Below are 18,590 nucleotides of genomic sequence, written 5' to 3' on the forward strand. Positions count from 1 at the left end.
ACTAACATGTTATATCAGGCGACTCAATACTTAAAGTTTCTAATAAAATCCACCAATCAACACGGTGTGCATTCCCCTTTTGTTTTCAATTTGGTAACTAAATGCTTTTATAACAAAACGAAATACAAAGACTATAAAACCATTTTACACTACAAAAAATTACTTCTAAAAAACAAGTCTAAGATAAAAACAACAGATTTAGGTGCAGGCTCACAAGTAATGAAACAACAAATACGTAGTATTTCAAACATTGCTAAAAACGCAGGAACCTCCAACAAAAGAGCGAAACTTTTATTTAGAATTACAAAGTATTTTAGTTTTGAAACTATTTTAGAATTAGGAACATCATTAGGAGTTGCCTCCCATGCAATAAGCTTAGGTTATCCAAAATCAAACATTACTACTATTGAAGGTTGCCCAAATATTTCCAAATTTGCGAAAACCAATTTAAAAAAATATCACGTAAAAAATACTCACGTTATTTCTGGAAATTTTAATGATACACTCAATACATTAACACCAAATACTTACGACTTTATTTTTTTTGATGGGAACCACCAAAAAGATGCCACTTTAAATTATTTTGAAACTCTAATTAAAACAACTCACAACGATTCCGTTTTTATTTTTGATGATATTTATTGGAGTAAAGACATGACTGAGGCATGGGAAATTATTAAAAGTCATCCCAAAGTTTCAGTTACTATCGACACGTTTTTCTGGGGGTTTGTGTTTTTTAGAAAAGAACAAGTCAAAGAACATTTTACTATTAGACTATAATTATTTTTAATATATCCTGTAAATAAAAAAAATCCAGAGTTATTAACAACAAACTCTGGATTTTTTTTATTTAAAACAGAATATAGCCCTGTATTACTTAACTAAGTTAATTTCAACACGTCTGTTTTGAGCTTGACCCGCTTTAGTAGTATTGGTTGTAATGGGTTTACTTTCACCATAACCAATATGCGATAATCTACTTGAAGCAACTCCTTTTTCTATTAAATATGTCATTACTGAACTTGCTCTTGACTCTGATAAGCTTTGATTTAAGGCCTCACTACCTACACTGTCTGTATGACCTTCAATAGAAAACTTAGCTGAAGGATATTCATTTAAAATATCTACAATTTCATTTAAAACAACATTAGACTCTTCTTTAATAGTAGATTTGCCTGAATTAAATAAAATAGTTTTAGCATATTTATTCAAAGTTTTTTGAATTTCAACAGTAACTTCTGGCTCTAAAACGGGCTCTGGACAACCGTTATTTGCAACTGTTCCTACCTCATTAATACATTCATCATCTTTATCCAAAACAGAATCTCCGTCGGTATCTGGCCAAGGACAACCTCCGTTTTCAACATCACCAGCAACATCTGGACAAATATCAACATTATCTAAAACTGTATCGCTATCTTTATCGCCCCAAGGACATCCATTATTTTCTATTGGCCCCGCTTCTTCTGGACATGTATCTTCATTATCTAAAATAGAATCACCATCTTTATCACCCCAAGGACACCCATTATTTTCAACAGGACCTGCTTCTTTAGGACAAGCATCTAATTTATCAATAACACCATCTTTATCTCTATCTCTTGGACTGCCTTGATATACAGGAACTTTTAAACCAGCATAGACGTCCGCTCCTTTAGTATCATCACTTGTTAACGCTGAAATCACAGAACCTGAACCTACATACAATGGCCCCATTCTTAAACCTGCCCCTGCCTGAAATCCATTATACTCAACCACACTTAATGGCACGTAAAAACTAAACCATCTGCTTTCAAAACGCGGAGTTAAAGAAGCAATGTTAGAAATACGACTTGTATTTTCTTTTCCTTTTTTTGTTAATGCCACATCAGTATTTAAGTTTACATAAAATCTGCTACTAAAACTCCAATCTGCATTTAAATGAAGAGCTGTTGGTAAATTTGTTTTATAACTATCATTTGATTCTGTTAATGAATAAAATGTGTTTAAAAAGTCTTCAATATCATCTGCATTATCAAAATCATCTTCATTAACTCCTGTATTAGTAATATCGTAAACATCCTCACTACCCTCTTTATAGTTTATAGATCCTAAATCAGTTAACGACACCCCTACTTTTAACTTATACTTATTTTTATGTTTTAATGAGTAAGCATCACCGTCTGCATTTGTTTTTGTATAATCTGTATGATTTGGACGCCATTCATAAACAAATCCTAAATCAACTCCAAAACCGTTAGCATCAGGCAATTCATAATCATAGTTATCATTATCAAATTCAGCAAAACGCCCATAAGTTAACTCTCCTGTAGAATCAAAGCTTCCCGTATTAGGGTCAATACCATCCGCATCATAATCAATAGTAACATTTTTACCTTGAACATATCCACTACCTCCACCTTGTAAATATTTTAAAGAAAGTCCTCCTTTTAAAAAGTGTTGATCTTTATCCATTAATACTCTAGCATAGGTTAGGCCTACCTCTGCCCAAGCCTGACCGAAAATATTAAAATCTCCTTCATTTACATTAAAATCATCTGTACTATCATCATCTAAAGCATCAATAGTATTGCCATTAATTTCGTTGATATTAACCACAGTTCTTGCTCTGGTAAAAATAGCTAACGAGCTTTTTTTATTTAAATTAAACATAAAAGAAGGCCCCATAATATCCACATATGTAACAATATTATTATCATTTGATGGTGATTTTGTGGCATCCAAATCAAAATCATAATCATCTTTAAGAGCGTCCATAACATTAACACCGTAATAATCGTTTCCTGCAAATACACTGGCTCCTACCAAATTTATATCTGTTTTAAAACGAGAATCTGTAATATTTGCCGGATTGGCAATTACACTGTTAACACCGCTGTAATTGTCTGTTAAAAATCCAATATAAGACTGTGCTTCCACACAAATAACACTTATAAAGAACAACATTGTTAAGGTATTTTTTTTCATAATTTTCAGTTTGGGTTTTTAGTTTTAAAAAATAAAGTCGCTAAAATAAACTTTTCTGTTAAATATTAGTTAACAACCTAAAAAAACTCTTTATTTATAATCATATCTTTTCTATCAAATCTTTTCTTTTCACGTATTTACTCCTACTTTTATAGCATCTAAATTAATAACACCTTACTATCCTTATTATAAACAAAGATGAAAATATACACAAAAACAGGCGACAAAGGCACCACAGCACTATTTGGAGGAACCCGAGTTCCTAAACACCATATACGTATTGAGAGTTATGGTACTGTAGACGAACTCAACTCACATTTAGGATTAATTCGCGACCAAGATATCCTCCAAAACTATAAAGACTTAATTATTCTAATTCAAGATAAACTCTTTACGGTTGGTGCTATTTTAGCGACCGACCCCGAAAAAACCATATTAAAAAATGGCAAAGAACGATTAAACATTCCTAAAATTTCTACAGAAGATATAACTCGTTTGGAACAAGAAATGGACCTTATGAATGAGGCCTTACCACCTATGACGCATTTTGTACTTCCAGGAGGTCATCAAACGGTGTCATTCTGTCATGTAGCACGTTGCGTGTGCCGCAGGGCCGAACGTTTAGCAAGTGCGCTTAATGAAATAGCCCCCATAGAACCACATGCTCTGGTGTACCTAAACCGACTTTCTGACTATCTTTTTGTGTTGGCACGGAAATTGTCTTTAGACTTGAAAGCAAATGAAATTAAGTGGATTCCTGAGAAGCAGTAATTGAAAAAAATTGCTGTTTTTAATTACAGTCTGAAATTTTGTTAAACCAACACCGTCAACTCTATTTCAGTAAAATGATAATTTTTTGAAGTGAAACATAAAATTTCATAGCTAAATTATACTAACCCGCATGAATAATTTACATGGGTTTAAAACATAAAAAGATACGTTCATAAAATTAATGATTAAATAATTCATTTTTTCCTTGTCTGTTTAAACTAAAAAATTATTTTTGCAGAAAATTAAACACAAAGAAATGTATTGGACATTAGAATTAGCATCTTATTTAAGTGATGCGCCTTGGCCAGCAACAAAAGACGAATTAATAGATTATGCTATTAGAACTGGAGCTCCATTGGAGGTTGTTGAAAATTTACAGTCTATTGAAGATGAAGGAGACTCTTATGATTCTATTGAAGAAATTTGGTCTGATTATCCAACAGATGAAGATTACCTCTGGAATGAGGATGAATATTAATAAAGCATAAAGAATAGTTAAAAAGTCTCGATTTGAGGCTTTTTTTTTGTCCTTAATCCTAATAAAATAATAACAAAATGTATCTTTGAATACTTTTCGAGATACGAAAAACAAATTATAAATAACCTGAATGTTTAAAAGCTATTATGTCATTTAGAGTACTCCTGATAACTGTGGAGACATTATAAACGATTTAAAAATATCAACTTAAAAATAAACATTCTAAAAAAATAAAATTAAAACATCCATGAATTTTTTAAATTCTGTATTAAAAGTATTTGTAGGCGATAAAGCCAAACAAGATATAAAGGCCATTACACCTTTAGTTGATAAAATAAAAACCTTTGAAGCAGCTTTAGAAGCTCTATCACATGACCAGCTAAGGGCAAAAACTGCTGAATTTAAAGCTAAAATAGCTGAAGCAAATGCCGATATTGACAAACAAATAGCAAACCTTTTAGAAGAAGCTGAAAACACCGAAGACATTGATAGACGTGAAGATATTTATCTAAGTATTGATAAATTAAAAGATGATGCTTATAAAATTACTGAAGATGTTTTAAACGATATTTTACCTGAAGCTTTTGCTGTGGTAAAAGAAACTGCCAAACGTTTTGTAAACAACACCTCTATTAGTGTTACAGCTAATGAATTTGACAGAATTGTTTCTGGAGAAAAAGATTATGTAACTTTAGAAGACGATAAAGCTATTTGGTCAAACTCTTGGGATGCAGCAGGCAAGCCTATTACATGGGACATGGTACACTATGATGTTCAATTGATTGGTGGTATTGCTATGCATCAAGGTAAAATTGCCGAAATGCAAACAGGGGAAGGTAAAACATTAGTAGCCACCCTTCCTGTTTACTTAAACGCATTATCTGGAAAAGGTGTGCATTTGGTAACTGTAAATGATTATTTAGCAAAACGTGATAGTGCATGGATGGCACCAATTTTTGAATTCCATGGCCTAAGTGTAGATTGTATTGATTACCACCAACCAAATTCTGCTGCCCGAAGAAAAGCATACAATTCTGATATTATTTACGGGACTAATAACGAATTTGGTTTTGATTACCTGCGTGATAATATGTCACATTCTCCTGAGGATTTAGTACAACGTCCGCACCATTATGCTATTGTGGATGAGGTGGATTCTGTACTGGTAGATGATGCTCGTACTCCCTTAATTATTTCTGGACCTATTCCACAAGGGGAACGCCATGAGTTTAATGAACTAAAACCAAAAGTAGAAGACATTGTTTCTGTACAACGCAAATACCTAACTGGTGTTTTAGCAGAAGCCAAAAAATTAATTTCTGAAGGCGACACTAAAGAAGGTGGTTTTTTATTACTCCGTGCCTACCGTGGTATTCCTAAAAATAAAGCACTTATTAAGTTTTTATCTGAAGATGGTGTCAAGCAACTGCTTCAAAAAACTGAAAATTACTACATGCAAGATAATAACCGTGAAATGCCTAAAATTGATGCGGAGTTATACTATGTAATAGAGGAAAAGAACAATCAAATAGAGCTTACAGATAAAGGAATTGATTATATTTCAGGAAAAGATAATCCTGATTTTTTCATCTTACCAGAAATAGGCATTGAGGTTGCAAAAATAGAAGAACAAGGTTTAAGCCCTGAAGAGGAAGCTAACCTTAAAGAAGATTTATTTAAAGAATTTGGTGTGAAATCAGAACGTATTCACACACTAAATCAGTTATTAAAAGCGTATGCTTTATTTGAAAAAGACACTCAATATGTGGTGATGGATAATAAAGTAATGATTGTAGATGAGCAAACAGGTCGTATTATGGATGGACGTCGTTATTCAGACGGCTTACACCAGGCTATTGAGGCCAAGGAAAATGTAAAAATTGAAGATGCTACCCAAACATTTGCTACTGTAACATTACAAAATTACTTTAGAATGTACCGCAAACTCTCTGGTATGACTGGTACAGCATTAACGGAAGCTGGCGAGTTCTGGGAAATTTACAAACTGGATGTTCTTGAAACACCTACCAATAAACCTATTGCTCGTGATGACAAAGAAGATTTAGTTTACAAAACTAAGCGCGAAAAATACAACGCGGTTATTGAAGATGTAACAAAACTTTCTCAAGCCGGTCGTCCTGTACTTATTGGAACAACATCTGTAGAAATTTCGGAGTTACTTGGCAAAATGTTAAGTATTCGTAAAATACCCCACAATGTATTAAATGCAAAACAGCACAAAAAAGAGGCTGAAATTGTAGACCAAGCAGGGAAACCTGGACAAGTTACTATTGCCACCAATATGGCGGGTCGTGGTACAGATATTAAATTATCAGAAGAAGTAAAAAAAGCAGGCGGTTTAGCTATTGTAGGTACCGAGCGTCATGATTCACGTCGTGTAGATAGACAATTACGTGGCCGTGCTGGTCGTCAAGGAGACCCAGGTAGTTCTCAATTTTATGTGTCTTTAGAAGATAACTTGATGCGTTTATTTGGTAGTGAGCGTATTGCAAAAATGATGGATAAAATGGGATTAAAAGAAGGCGAAGTGATTCAGCATTCTATGATTTCAAAATCTATTGAACGTGCTCAGAAAAAAGTGGAAGAGAATAACTTTGGTGTTCGTAAGCGCTTATTAGAATATGATGATGTTATGAACGCCCAACGTGAGGTAGTTTACAAACGTAGAAAACACGCTTTGCATGGTGAACGCTTACGTGTAGATTTAGCTAACATGATTTTCGATACTTCGGAAGGCATTGCTGAAACGAACAAAGGTGCTAATGATTATAAAAACTTTGAGTTTGAATTGATTCGTTATTTTTCTATGAGTTCACCGATTACCGAAGCAGAATTTGGTAAGTTATCAGCTCAAGAAATTACGTCTAAAATATACAAAACAGCTTTTGAACAGTACAAGGAAAAAATGACTCGCAATGCTGATATTGCATTTCCTGTTATTAAAAATGTATACGAAACACAACGCGATAAATTTAAACGTATAGTAGTGCCTTTTACTGATGGTATTAAAACCTTAAATGTGGTTACCGATCTTGAAAAAGCATACGAAACCAACGGTAAACAATTAATTACCGATTTTGAGAAAAACATTGCTCTTGCCATTATTGATGATGCATGGAAAACCCATTTACGCAAAATGGATGAATTGAAACAATCGGTACAATTGGCGGTTCACGAGCAAAAAGATCCATTATTGATTTACAAATTTGAAGCTTTTGAATTATTTAAAGCAATGATTGACCAAGTTAATAAAGATGTTATCTCATTTTTATTTAAAGGCGAGTTACCACAAGAAACACAACACACTATTCAAGAAGCTAGAGAACGTAAGCAAGAAAAATTAAATATTCAGAAAGATGAAATTCCTAATTTAGATGAGCGTTCTGCACAAAGTAGAGCTGCAGGAAATACCCAACGCCAGCAGCAAGTAGTTGAAACCATTGTTCGAGACCATCCAAAAATTGGACGCAACGATCGTGTGACCATCAAGCACGTAATTAATGGTGAAAACAAAACTTTAAAATACAAACAAGCGGAGCCTTTATTAGCAAAAGGTGATTGGGTTTTGATTGAAGATTAACACCAAACTGATTGATATCTAAGTGTCTTGATAAATTTCTTCATTTCACTCTAAATGACAAACCATAATATTAAAATCCCGATAGGAATCTATCGGGATTTTTTATTGTATATTCCTGTTAGAAAAACAAATCACATACAAGCTCGATGTAATTTTTAGAATAATCTAAGTTACCAATAAACCAATTAGAGGAACATTAAAATAGACAATAAAACACTTTCTTAGTTAAACTAACTTCACTAAAGATATTTTAAAGTTATTCCCTCCATACATATTTAATGACATTCAAATCTCTAAACCCTTTTTCAACTATATTTGTAGCATCAATTTATAAGCTATTTTGAAAGACCTTTTACTCATTACACCTCCCTTTACCCAATTAAATACGCCCTACCCTGCTACGGCATATCTTAAGGGTTTTTTGAACACTAAAAACATTAGTGCTTTTCAAATGGATTTGGGTATTGAAGTCATTTTAGAGTTATTCAAAAAAGAAACCTTTCAAGAATTATTTGAAATTGCTTTTAAAAACAAGTGTATTGTTTCTGATAATTGCCAACGCATTTATGCTTTAAAAGAAGCGTACTTAAAGCCTTTAAACAACGTTATTCAATTTTTACAGGGAAAAAATCAAACCTTAGCTAGACTAATTTGCACTGATAATTATTTACCACAAGCTTCTCGTTTTAATCAATTAGACGACATGGATTGGGCCTTTGGTTCTATGGGAATTCAAGACAAAGCAAAACATTTAGCAACCTTATACCTTGAAGATTTATCCGATTTTATCATAGAATGTATAGATGCCCATTTTGGATTCAGCCGATATGCCGAACGTTTAGGACAAAGTGCCAACTCATTTGATGAAATATATAATTATTTACAAACCGCTCCAACTTATATTGACAAAATAAGCTTAAAAATACTTGAAGACAAAATAAAAACCATCCAACCCCAATTGATATGTATATCTGTTCCTTTTCCTGGGAATCTATACAGCGGGTTCCGTTGTGCTCAGTTTATAAAATCTAAATATCCAAATATTAAAATATCTATGGGTGGTGGATTTCCAAACACCGAATTACGCTCATTGACCGACGTTCGCGTTTTTGAATTTTTCGATTATATTACCTTGGATGATGGAGAGTTACCCATAGAATTATTATATAAAAACATCTGTCAATCAAAGTATACCAAAGGCACGCTAAAAGAATACTATAACAATAGTGAATTAGAATTTAAGCGCACTTTTATTTTAGAAAACAACAAAGTTACCTATAAAAACAATAGTACGAAACCAGACTACAAACAACTGGAAATTGGTACTCCCGATTATTCCGATTTGTTACTAAACAATTATATTTCCGTAATCGAAATTGCCAACCCCATGCACAGCCTTTGGAGTGATGGTAGATGGAACAAACTCACCATGGCGCATGGTTGCTATTGGGGAAAATGCACCTTTTGCGATATTTCTTTAGATTACATTAAAATTTACGAGCCCATTACTGCTAAATTATTGGTGGATCGCATGGAGCAATTGATTGAGCAAACCAACGAAACAGGGTTTCATTTTGTGGATGAAGCAGCACCACCATCTTTAATGAAAGCATTGGCCTTAGAAATCATAAAACGAAAAATTACAGTAACTTGGTGGGCCAACATCCGATTTGAAAAAAACTTCACAAAAGATTTATGTGAACTACTAAAAGTCTCAGGGTGCATAGCCGTTTCTGGAGGATTGGAAGTTGCATCAGATCGCTTATTAAAACTTATAGATAAAGGTGTAACCGTTGAACAAGTAGCTCAAGTGACTCGAAATTTTACAGAATCTAAAATTATGGTGCACAGCTATTTAATGTATGGCTACCCAACACAAACCGTTCAAGAAACCATTGACAGTTTAGAAATGGTGCGTCAGCTTTTTGAAATTGGTATTTTGCAATCTGGTTTTTGGCATCAATTTGCATTAACAGCACATAGTCCGATTGGATTAAACCCAAATGAATATCAAATTATTCCCAATTACAAAAAAATTACGTTTGCCAATAACGACGTTGATTTTACAGACAAAACAGGTATTGACCACAATCAATTTAGCTTCGGATTGAAAAAATCCTTATTTAATTTTATGCACGGTATTGGTTTTGAACTTCCATTACAAGATTGGTTCGATTTTAAAATTCCGAAAACCAGCATTAAAAATGATTTCATCTATAATTGTTTAGAAACTGGAGTTAATTTCAACATCAAACCTTCCGCTAAAATTATTTGGATAGGAACTGATCCAATTGTCAGCGAATATTCAAAAACAAAAAAAGGTTTTAGCAATCATTACTTTAAAATGAGTTTTCATACTAATACCGAAAGCTTTAATATTATTTTAGAAAAAGACCAAGGACATTGGTTTTTAAGCACGCTTGACAAACTATCTCCTAAGGGTTCCAAATTAATGTCCTTTTCTGAATTAAAAAAAGACTTTGAATCCCATTTTGAAAATTTTGAACTGTTTTGGTTTTCAAAATCAATAAATATTTTAAAAGAAAACGGCTTGTTGGTCTTATAAAAATTCTTTTCAGTATTTAAATGTAAATATGATATAACTCACTAAAGTTTAGGATTTATTAAGAAAAAAATAACACCTCCCCTTTTAATATATCATTAAATTTGCAATGTGAAAGAAAATTTTAATACAAAAACAATACATAGGACGCTTCCTCTTCTAGGCTTAGCTCTCTTGTTACTGCTTTCACCTTGTAAGGTTCGAAATTTTATTGAAGCTGAACTTAATGTTCCGCTAACCGAAGTTTCTAATAAAAGCCAAACAACTTTTAGTAATCTTGATTGTAGTGAGTTAGAGTTAGCTGCAAACAATTTAGCTCAAGAAAAAACTTCTTCTGAATATTCATATACCGCTGTTTTAGACTTTTATTCACCTTTTGTTACTTCAAATTTTTCTAATAATTACACACAACCACACAACAGTAGAAACCATTCGGGTTCTACTATTCCACTCTATATACTGTATCAGAATTTTAAAGATTATTTGTAATTAACCTTTCTCAGGTATCGTTATCAGCATGTTTGCTGATATTATATTAATTTACAAATAATAAATAATGACATTTCAAGACATTAGACTTGAAGTTAGCTATAAATCTGTAGTTATACTCCGCATACTTCTTAGCCTAACATTTATTGTGGCATACTTATGCCATTTTTTTAATATTGAAAAAAACGTAAGCAAGATTGAAAATAATGAAATAAAATTTACAAGAAAACAATTCGGCTCTCTTGAAATTGGTGTAATTCTTTCAGGAACTGTAATACTAATTGATGGTATTTTCTTGATTATAGGCTACAAAAGTCAAATTTCAGCATGGAAATTAATAGCGGTTTTAATTCCAATTACTTTAACAATTCAAGTCTGACAAACAACAACTTTAGATTCCCTTTTTAAGAATGTAGCCATTCTTAGTGGCTTATTTTTTTAGTATTAATTCAAATTTAAAAATTCAAAAACAATGAAAAATACAATCATAATTTTATCTACACTATTCCTTTTTATATTAGGAACCACTACATCACAATCACAGAATTCCTACCCTAAAAAGAATAATTACTTAATACTCTCAAAAAATATTCAACAACTTAAACCTATATTATTAACGGCTAAAGAATTAGCTAAAGAAGATGGTAAAAAATATGGAGATTTTTATGTTATCATTTGTGGAAAAACAGTTAATAACATTGAAAATAACACAGATTTCATTTCCCTTTTGGAGAAAACAACACTACAGCATATAAAAGTATTTGTTTGTGGTATTTCGCTTAATAATTCTAATATAAGTGCAGACCAAATACCTAGTAACTTAGAAATTACCGATAATGGTATTTTATATGGTTTTCAACTAATTAAAAAAGGGTTTATCTCATTAACAATTTAACATGTAAGACATGAAAAATATCAGTATAAAAAATGATGCGGGGCTATTAGCCCTTGCAGTAAGATTAGTAATCGGTTGGACCTATTTTTCGGCTTTTTGGAGAAGAACCATATTAGCAAATAAACTCGACCCAGAATTAGCTGGTTATATTGGAGAAAAGTTTAATCACTTTTTACCTAATGCTTTAGGTATCAAACCTGTCATTCTATTTTTAGTTGAAAACCCAGACATGTTATGGATAAACATGGTAATTTTTACCATTATTGAAGGTATTGTTGGCTTATTTATCATCTTTGGTTTATTTACCCGAATTATGAGTATCGGAGTGTTTTTATTAGCTATGGGCATTTTGCTTGGTTCAGGCTGGATAGGTACAACTTGCTTGGATGAGTGGCAAATTGGCGTGTTAGGAATTGCAACTGGTTTTTTACTGTTTTTAACAGGAAGTGGTAAATATTCGTTGGATAATTACTTTATGAAAAACAATTTTTCATTTACTAAAAAGAAATGGTTTAACTGGATGGGTTCTGGTGAATTACCAATAAAAGAGCATATTTTTCCTAAAATTGTTTTAATTGGCTCCTTGTTTATTTTTGGAATAACCTTATTGACCAATCAAATATTTCATGGTGGCTTATGGGGAACGCTTCATAACAAATCAGTAAAACCTAAACTGGAAATCACAGCAGGCAAAATTGAAAACAACAAACTTTCTTTTGACGTATTTAGAACAGAAGGTGTGGATGTTTATGGCTCTTGGATAATTGGCATAGAATTATTAAACACTCAAAACAAAACCACTATAAAATATACACAAAATGATTTATCAAGATTGAGTAAAGAAAACATTTCAAATTATTACGTTGCTAAAATAAAACCTGGAAAACACAGTTTAATTATACCTTTAGGAGCAAAAGCTAATTTAAATTTTCAGAATGAAACTCTATCCAATTTACCAAATGGAACCTACACAGTACAAATAACAGATATCAGTGGTGTTTCATGGAAGCATCAAATATTAAAAAACTAATGATAATATGGCTATTTGAAAAAGGTATATGAGTTTAATTAACTAAATTCAACATATTATTTTCAAATAGCCTTTTAGTATCTGCTATTAATAGCCCCTATAGATTACATTCATCAAAAAAATCCATCTATTTTTTTTAGAATTACATTTTCTTTTTTCCGTGTTAATTCTGATATCAAAAACTCCATAAGCCTATGCCAATAGCTAATTTCTTTTTATCTTTATTCATGGAATTTTCAATTAGTAAAACACCTCTTAAGCACTTTAGACTATTATAATAACTCAACCATAATCTATAATTACAGATAACATTCTGTTCTCTTAAAAAAAGAAAACATGAATAATAAAACAGAATTAAAAGAATACAAATTTGAATCATTATCTTATAATATTCTCCCCGGTATATCAGAGTATCACTGTGTAAAACATAACCTAAATTTTAATAGTGCACATGCTCTTCATAATGATGTTGGAACCATTAAAGACAATGTTCATATTAAAGATATTAGCGTAGAAGAAAATAGATTTTTTAAATATCATATAGTAAAACCAACCGCAGCCAAAAACACTAAAAAAGTAATATTTCTTTTCCATGGTTTCAACGAAAAAGATTGGACAAAATACATCCCATGGGCTAAAAGAATTTGCGAAGGAACAGCAAGCAGTATTGTTTTATTTCCATTAGCATTTCATATGCAACGCGCTCCAAAAAACTGGAGTAGTAAACGAGAAATGTATTTATTGAGTGAAAAACGGAAAAAAAGATATCCAAATATTGTACATTCTACATTGTCAAACGTAGCCATAAGCATGAGGTTACATGCCAAGCCACAACGTTTTATTTGGTCTGGACTACAATCATATTATGATGTTATTCAGCTTATTGAAGAATGTAAAGAAGGTAAGCACTTGTATATTGACAAAGATTTTCAATTTGATATTTTCGCATATTCTATCGGTGGATTTCTTGCCCAAATTCTGAAACTCACCAATCATAATAAATATTTCTCAAACTCAAAAGTTTGTTTGTTTTGTAGTGGTCCTATTTTTAATCGTTTATCACCTGTTTCAAAATTTATACTGGATAGCGAAACAAATGTTGCCTTATATTCCTTTTTAGTAGAGCATTTTGATAAATTTTTGCAAAAAGATCATTTGCTCAATCATTATATAAAGGAAGATCATTTAGAAGGAAAAGTTTTTTATTCTATGCTTGACTATCAAAGAAATCGTGATTTCAGAGAAGAGTTATTAAGAAAATATGAAAATGATTTTTACGCAATAACCCTCAAAAAAGATACTATTATCCCTTCTTTTGAAGTTATAAATACACTCAAAGGCGCATACCGCGATATAAATATAAAAGTGGATGAATTAGATTTTAATAGAATATATGCCCATGAAAACCCTTTTCCTTTAAACATGGAAAAAACAGAACTAATTAAAAAGGATTTTGAAATGGTATTTAGCAAAGTTTGTGATTTTTACAATGAACAACAACTCGTACAAAAAACATAGTGCTTATTTGTATAAACTAAACCAATTATAAGACGTTTTTAATTCGCTAAAAAAACAACTCTTTTTCCGCTATCTTTGCAACAAATCATTTTACATGTCATTTAAAGACTTACAACTTAATCGTCCTATTTTAAGGGCTGTTGCAGAAGCTGGTTACGATAATCCAACTTTGGTTCAAGAAAAAGCCATTCCATTGGTATTAGAAAAAAAAGATCTAATTGTATCTGCACAAACAGGTACTGGAAAAACAGCAGCCTTTGCATTACCCATATTACAACAACTTTTTGATAGACAAGATGCTACAAAAGGCGGAAAAAAGGTCAAAGCTTTGGTGGTAAGTCCTACCCGGGAGTTAGCTATTCAAATTGAAGAAAACTTTAAAACATACTGTACCTATACCAACTTAAGAACTACGGTGGTGTATGGAGGCACATCCATTGAACCTCAAAAAGATATTCTTAAAAAAGGGGTTGATATTTTAATTGCTACCCCAGGTCGTTTGTTAGATTTACACAAGCAAGATGTTTTAAATCTTGACTATATTGAAACCTTAGTACTTGACGAGGCCGATTTAATGTTAGATATGGGATTCATTGACGATGTAAAAAAAATTGAACGCTTATGTACCCGAGAGAAACAAGTTTTATTGTTCTCAGCAACAATACCTTATAAAGTTGAGCAATTAGCAAATAGTATCTTAAATGCTCCTGAACGCATTGAAGTAACCACCAATGCCTCTACATCAAAAAATGTGAATCAGGTTTTATATTATGTACCTAAACGCCATAAAATAGAATTGTGCTTACACTTGCTTAGAAACACCATAAAAGGAAGTATTATTATTTTTAGACGCACCAAGTTTGGCGTTGATAAATTAGAACAAACACTTCTTAAAAACAATTATAAAGCCGTTAGTTTGCATGGAGACAAAAGTCAAACAGATAGACAGTTAGCTTTAACTACTTTTAAAACTAAAAATGCTAATATTTTAATTGCAACTGATGTGGCTGCTCGTGGTATTGATATTGACAATTTAGATGCTGTTATTAATTTTGATTTACCTAATGTACCAGAAACCTACGTGCATCGCATTGGAAGAACAGCGCGGGCTGGAAATACTGGAACTTCTTACTCGTTTTGTTCTGCAGATGAAAAAACCTATGTAGCCAACATTCAACAGTTAATTAATTTACAATTGGATATTGTTGATACACATCCTTACCCCTTAGACCCCAAAGCTAAAAAAGAAATCCATAAAACCCCAGGTAAAAGCAAATACAAAAAAGGACGTAAAAGTGAAGCTTCCAAAAAGAAAAAGAAACGTTGGTACTAAATAATGTTGATGATTTTGTTCATAATTTAAACGTATTTAAAATTAAAATTGATGAGTGTTTGGAAAAAACATCCAGTGTATTTTTCTCATTGCTATTCATTACATATAGACAAACTTTGTTACTGAAATACTCACACTTTTCTCAATACTTACGTGAGATTATTATGTGATAGCTTTTACTAAACAAACTAAAAACCTATTATTATAGAGTCTATAAGAATAAATTTGGAGATCTTCATAGTATAAAAATTGCTCCAACAAGAAAAACATTCATCAATAATCATTGTATGTCCTGCATTAATAAGAATAAGACACTAAATAAAAAAGTTTAGCTATTCTACAGGAAAATTAAAGTAAGTATTAGGAAAAGGTTCATTTATTAAAGTAAAATGCCACCACTCTTTTGAATAATTTCTAAAGCCATATTTTTTCATAATAGACTGTAATAATTGTCTATTAGCTTTTTGAATTTTATTAATTCCGTCATAATACACCCAAGATTCTTGACCAAAAAAATCAAACCTACTCCCCATATCAAGATCATTACCAGTATTACCATCAATAATCGTTACATCTACTGTACTCCCCTTGCTATGTCCAGACCTTGAGGCAATATAGCCTTCATTAAATAAGTTTCTTTTCTTAACATATGGATAAAAAAGTTGTTTATTGATTGTATCACTCAAATCTCTTGCCCAAATTATAAAATAATTTACAGACTGCTGAGGCCTATATCCATCAAAAACTTTTAAACATAGATTTTGTTGTTGCAACGCATCTTGAATTTTTTTTAATGCCTTAGTTGCTTGTTCAGTTAAAATCAACGTATTTGAATTGTAACCAATAATAGGTTTACCAACAAAATTATTACTTGTATAATAACGCAACTCAACATCTAAATCTGGTATAATATCTTTAACATACACAAAACCTTCAGGTAATTGTGCATACGAATACACAGATAAAAACAGCGTTAAAAAAAACGTATAAAACTTCATAATATTGTACTTAAAAGCGAAGTTATATAAATATAATTAGACCTTAAATTTATTATACAAAAAAACCGAGTTCCCTCAAACTCGGTTTCTTCTTAATTTGCTTTTTATATTATGCGGTCAGATTTAGGGTCTCTATATCAACTACACAATGCAAATATTAATTAATTAATCCATTGAACTAAAAAGTATGTTATTTAGTACACTCCAAATATATAATTCTTATCCGAAACAAAACGATTAAAAGCATTAAAATTCGATGAAATACATTTAATTTTAACATTTTACGTCAAAATACATCATATTATCGACAAAACACACAAATCTATAAACAAAAAGCACCCTAAAAAGGGTGCCCTTTAACTAACTAACCAACCAAAAATATGAATTGCATATTGTATGTTTAAAGTAACCACTCAATAAACAAAAAATTATATGCAACTTTTAATTAAATATCAAGTACCATGCCAAAACAGATTTAAACATTTCTTACGACCATTAAACCTTTGTTATTTAACAAATATTAACATATTAAATAATATCATTTCTATTTAGCTTATAAAAGATAATTATAAGATATTTGCTATTCAAAAATCACATAATAAGCATGAAATATTTTCTTTTACTACTCCTACCTTTTTTTGTACTATCCTGTAAAAAAGAAGAACACGACTTAACTGTTAAAACATCTATTGAAGGACTAAAAAAAGGCATCATTTATCTTAAAAAAATAGAAGATACAATATTAGTAACAGTAGATTCTATAATTGTAAACGGAAATAGTGAATTTGAATTGCATAGTTCACTTGAGTCTCCAGAGATGTTTTATCTTTACTTAGATAAAAATTCAACTGAAAATGACAGAATTCCTTTTTTCGCAGACAAGGGCATCACTGAAATAAAAACGAATTTAAAAAATTTTGTTTTTGATGCTAAAATTAATGGATCCTCACAGCAGAAACTATATGAGGAATACAGAGCACTAATTTCAAGATTTAATGGTCAGAGTTTAGACCTTTTAAAAAATAATATTGAAGCTCAAAAAGATGGTGATACAGCCAAGATAAACACTATTAGAAAAGAAGCTGACAATATAGTAAAGCGAAAGTATTTGTACACAGTAAATTTTGCTATTAATAATAAAGACAGTGAAATTGCTCCTTATTTAGCACTTACTGAAATTTACAATGCACAGGTTAAGTATTTAGATACAATAAATAATAGTCTCACACAAAAAGTTAAAAACTCTAAATACGGGAAAGAATTACAATCATTTATTGAAACAATAAAAAAAGAGGAACAAATTAATTAGTTTCTAAAATAAAAAACTCAAAGACAAAAAATACCTTATATATATAAGGTATTTTTTTGTCTTATAATAATTTTAATAAAATAAAAAAACCTCATAAAATATGAGGTTTTTTTAAGAGCCGATGGAGGGACTCGAACCCACGACCTGCTGATTACAAATCAGCTGCTCTAGCCAGCTGAGCTACATCGGCATATTTAACGGGTGCAAATATAATCGCAAAAATGATATTTGCAAACACTCCGTTAAAAAATTTTATCCAAGTTTATTAATTTTTTCAATTAATGCACGTCCTTTAGTTTCTAACTCAGCATTAATAGATTTAAAATGTGCTTTTTTATCTTCAACATTTTTATCATTCACCTTAGCTATTAACGCATCAAACGTTGCTATTGCTTCATCAATAACCGCTTCACTTTCCTTCGTATCTTTATCTGTGTTTGCATATTCCCAAACATAAACCGCTTCTATAATATCCCCTAAAACATAATTAATATCTTTTTTTAGGTTTCTAACATTTGCCATAACTTAAATAATTTAATTTCACGCAAAATTACATTAATATTAAACATAATTCATATAAAAAGATTGTTATTTTATTGAAAATAATCACTATATTTGGCTTAATATGAATGCAAAAT

The 18,590-nt window shown here is 31.2% G+C and carries 15 protein-coding genes and 1 tRNA gene; 12 read left to right on the plus strand and 4 right to left on the minus strand.

Annotated features, from left to right (window positions below):
- Positions 1 to 6 precede the first annotated feature (6 nt).
- A complete protein-coding gene (locus tag APS56_RS05420) occupies positions 7 to 780 on the plus strand; it encodes an O-methyltransferase (RefSeq protein ID WP_054725692.1) in 774 nt (257 codons plus the stop codon).
- Positions 781 to 873: 93 nt separating this feature from the next.
- Here the strand turns inward: APS56_RS05420 and APS56_RS05425 are convergent, their stop codons facing one another.
- Entirely contained in the window at positions 874 to 2,967 is a 2,094-nt protein-coding gene (locus tag APS56_RS05425) for a DUF5723 family protein (protein ID WP_054725695.1), read from the minus strand.
- 198 nt (positions 2,968 to 3,165) lie between these two features.
- On the opposite strand from APS56_RS05425, the gene APS56_RS05430 reads away from it, so the two are divergent.
- From APS56_RS05430 to APS56_RS05475, 10 genes are all read left to right on the plus strand, one after another.
- Positions 3,166 to 3,738 (plus strand): cob(I)yrinic acid a,c-diamide adenosyltransferase, encoded by a 573-nt coding sequence (locus tag APS56_RS05430; RefSeq protein ID WP_054725698.1) that lies wholly within the window; start codon positions 3,166 to 3,168, stop codon positions 3,736 to 3,738.
- A 256-nt stretch (positions 3,739 to 3,994) separates the two neighbouring features.
- Complete coding sequence (locus APS56_RS05435) at positions 3,995 to 4,216, plus strand: DUF2795 domain-containing protein (protein ID WP_019387375.1); 222 nt, start codon at positions 3,995 to 3,997, stop codon at positions 4,214 to 4,216.
- Positions 4,217 to 4,463: 247 nt separating this feature from the next.
- Positions 4,464 to 7,817, plus strand: coding sequence for a preprotein translocase subunit SecA (gene secA, locus APS56_RS05440; protein WP_054725701.1), 3,354 nt, complete (start codon positions 4,464 to 4,466; stop codon positions 7,815 to 7,817).
- Positions 7,818 to 8,157: 340 nt separating this feature from the next.
- Entirely contained in the window at positions 8,158 to 10,383 is a 2,226-nt protein-coding gene (locus APS56_RS05445) for a B12-binding domain-containing radical SAM protein (protein ID WP_054725703.1), read from the plus strand.
- A gap of 108 nt (positions 10,384 to 10,491) precedes the next feature.
- A complete protein-coding gene (locus APS56_RS05450) occupies positions 10,492 to 10,869 on the plus strand; it encodes a hypothetical protein (RefSeq protein WP_054725705.1) in 378 nt (125 codons plus the stop codon).
- A 67-nt stretch (positions 10,870 to 10,936) separates the two neighbouring features.
- Positions 10,937 to 11,248: a DoxX family membrane protein gene (locus APS56_RS05455; protein WP_236778466.1), complete on the plus strand. Its 312-nt coding sequence runs from the start codon at positions 10,937 to 10,939 to the stop codon at positions 11,246 to 11,248.
- Positions 11,249 to 11,341: 93 nt separating this feature from the next.
- Positions 11,342 to 11,764, plus strand: a complete 423-nt coding sequence (locus APS56_RS05460) for a hypothetical protein (protein ID WP_054725708.1) — start codon at positions 11,342 to 11,344, stop codon at positions 11,762 to 11,764.
- 10 nt (positions 11,765 to 11,774) lie between these two features.
- Positions 11,775 to 12,794: a TQO small subunit DoxA domain-containing protein gene (locus tag APS56_RS05465; protein ID WP_054725711.1), complete on the plus strand. Its 1,020-nt coding sequence runs from the start codon at positions 11,775 to 11,777 to the stop codon at positions 12,792 to 12,794.
- Between the two features lie 336 nt (positions 12,795 to 13,130).
- The gene (locus APS56_RS05470) at positions 13,131 to 14,312 is read left to right on the plus strand and encodes a DUF6051 family protein (protein ID WP_054725714.1); all 1,182 of its coding nucleotides are present in this window, start codon (positions 13,131 to 13,133) and stop codon (positions 14,310 to 14,312) included.
- A gap of 94 nt (positions 14,313 to 14,406) precedes the next feature.
- Positions 14,407 to 15,645 (plus strand): DEAD/DEAH box helicase, encoded by a 1,239-nt coding sequence (locus APS56_RS05475; RefSeq protein WP_054725717.1) that lies wholly within the window; start codon positions 14,407 to 14,409, stop codon positions 15,643 to 15,645.
- 332 nt (positions 15,646 to 15,977) lie between these two features.
- On the opposite strand, the gene APS56_RS05480 is transcribed toward APS56_RS05475, so the two are convergent.
- On the minus strand, positions 15,978 to 16,643 hold the full coding sequence (locus tag APS56_RS05480) for a M15 family metallopeptidase (RefSeq protein ID WP_054725721.1): 666 nt from the start codon (positions 16,641 to 16,643) through the stop codon (positions 15,978 to 15,980).
- A 604-nt stretch (positions 16,644 to 17,247) separates the two neighbouring features.
- On the opposite strand from APS56_RS05480, the gene APS56_RS05485 reads away from it, so the two are divergent.
- Entirely contained in the window at positions 17,248 to 17,952 is a 705-nt protein-coding gene (locus tag APS56_RS05485; protein ID WP_054725724.1) for a DUF4369 domain-containing protein, read from the plus strand.
- 116 nt (positions 17,953 to 18,068) lie between these two features.
- Here the strand turns inward: APS56_RS05485 and APS56_RS05490 are convergent.
- Together APS56_RS05490 and APS56_RS05495 are read right to left on the minus strand one after the other, a co-directional pair.
- Positions 18,069 to 18,142: transfer RNA gene (locus tag APS56_RS05490), tRNA-Thr, on the minus strand.
- Between the two features lie 62 nt (positions 18,143 to 18,204).
- Positions 18,205 to 18,474: a hypothetical protein gene (locus APS56_RS05495; protein WP_054725727.1), complete on the minus strand. Its 270-nt coding sequence runs from the start codon at positions 18,472 to 18,474 to the stop codon at positions 18,205 to 18,207.
- Positions 18,475 to 18,590: the final 116 nt, after the last annotated feature.

Source organism: Pseudalgibacter alginicilyticus, from assembly GCF_001310225.1.
GTDB lineage: Bacteria > Bacteroidota > Bacteroidia > Flavobacteriales > Flavobacteriaceae > Pseudalgibacter > Pseudalgibacter alginicilyticus.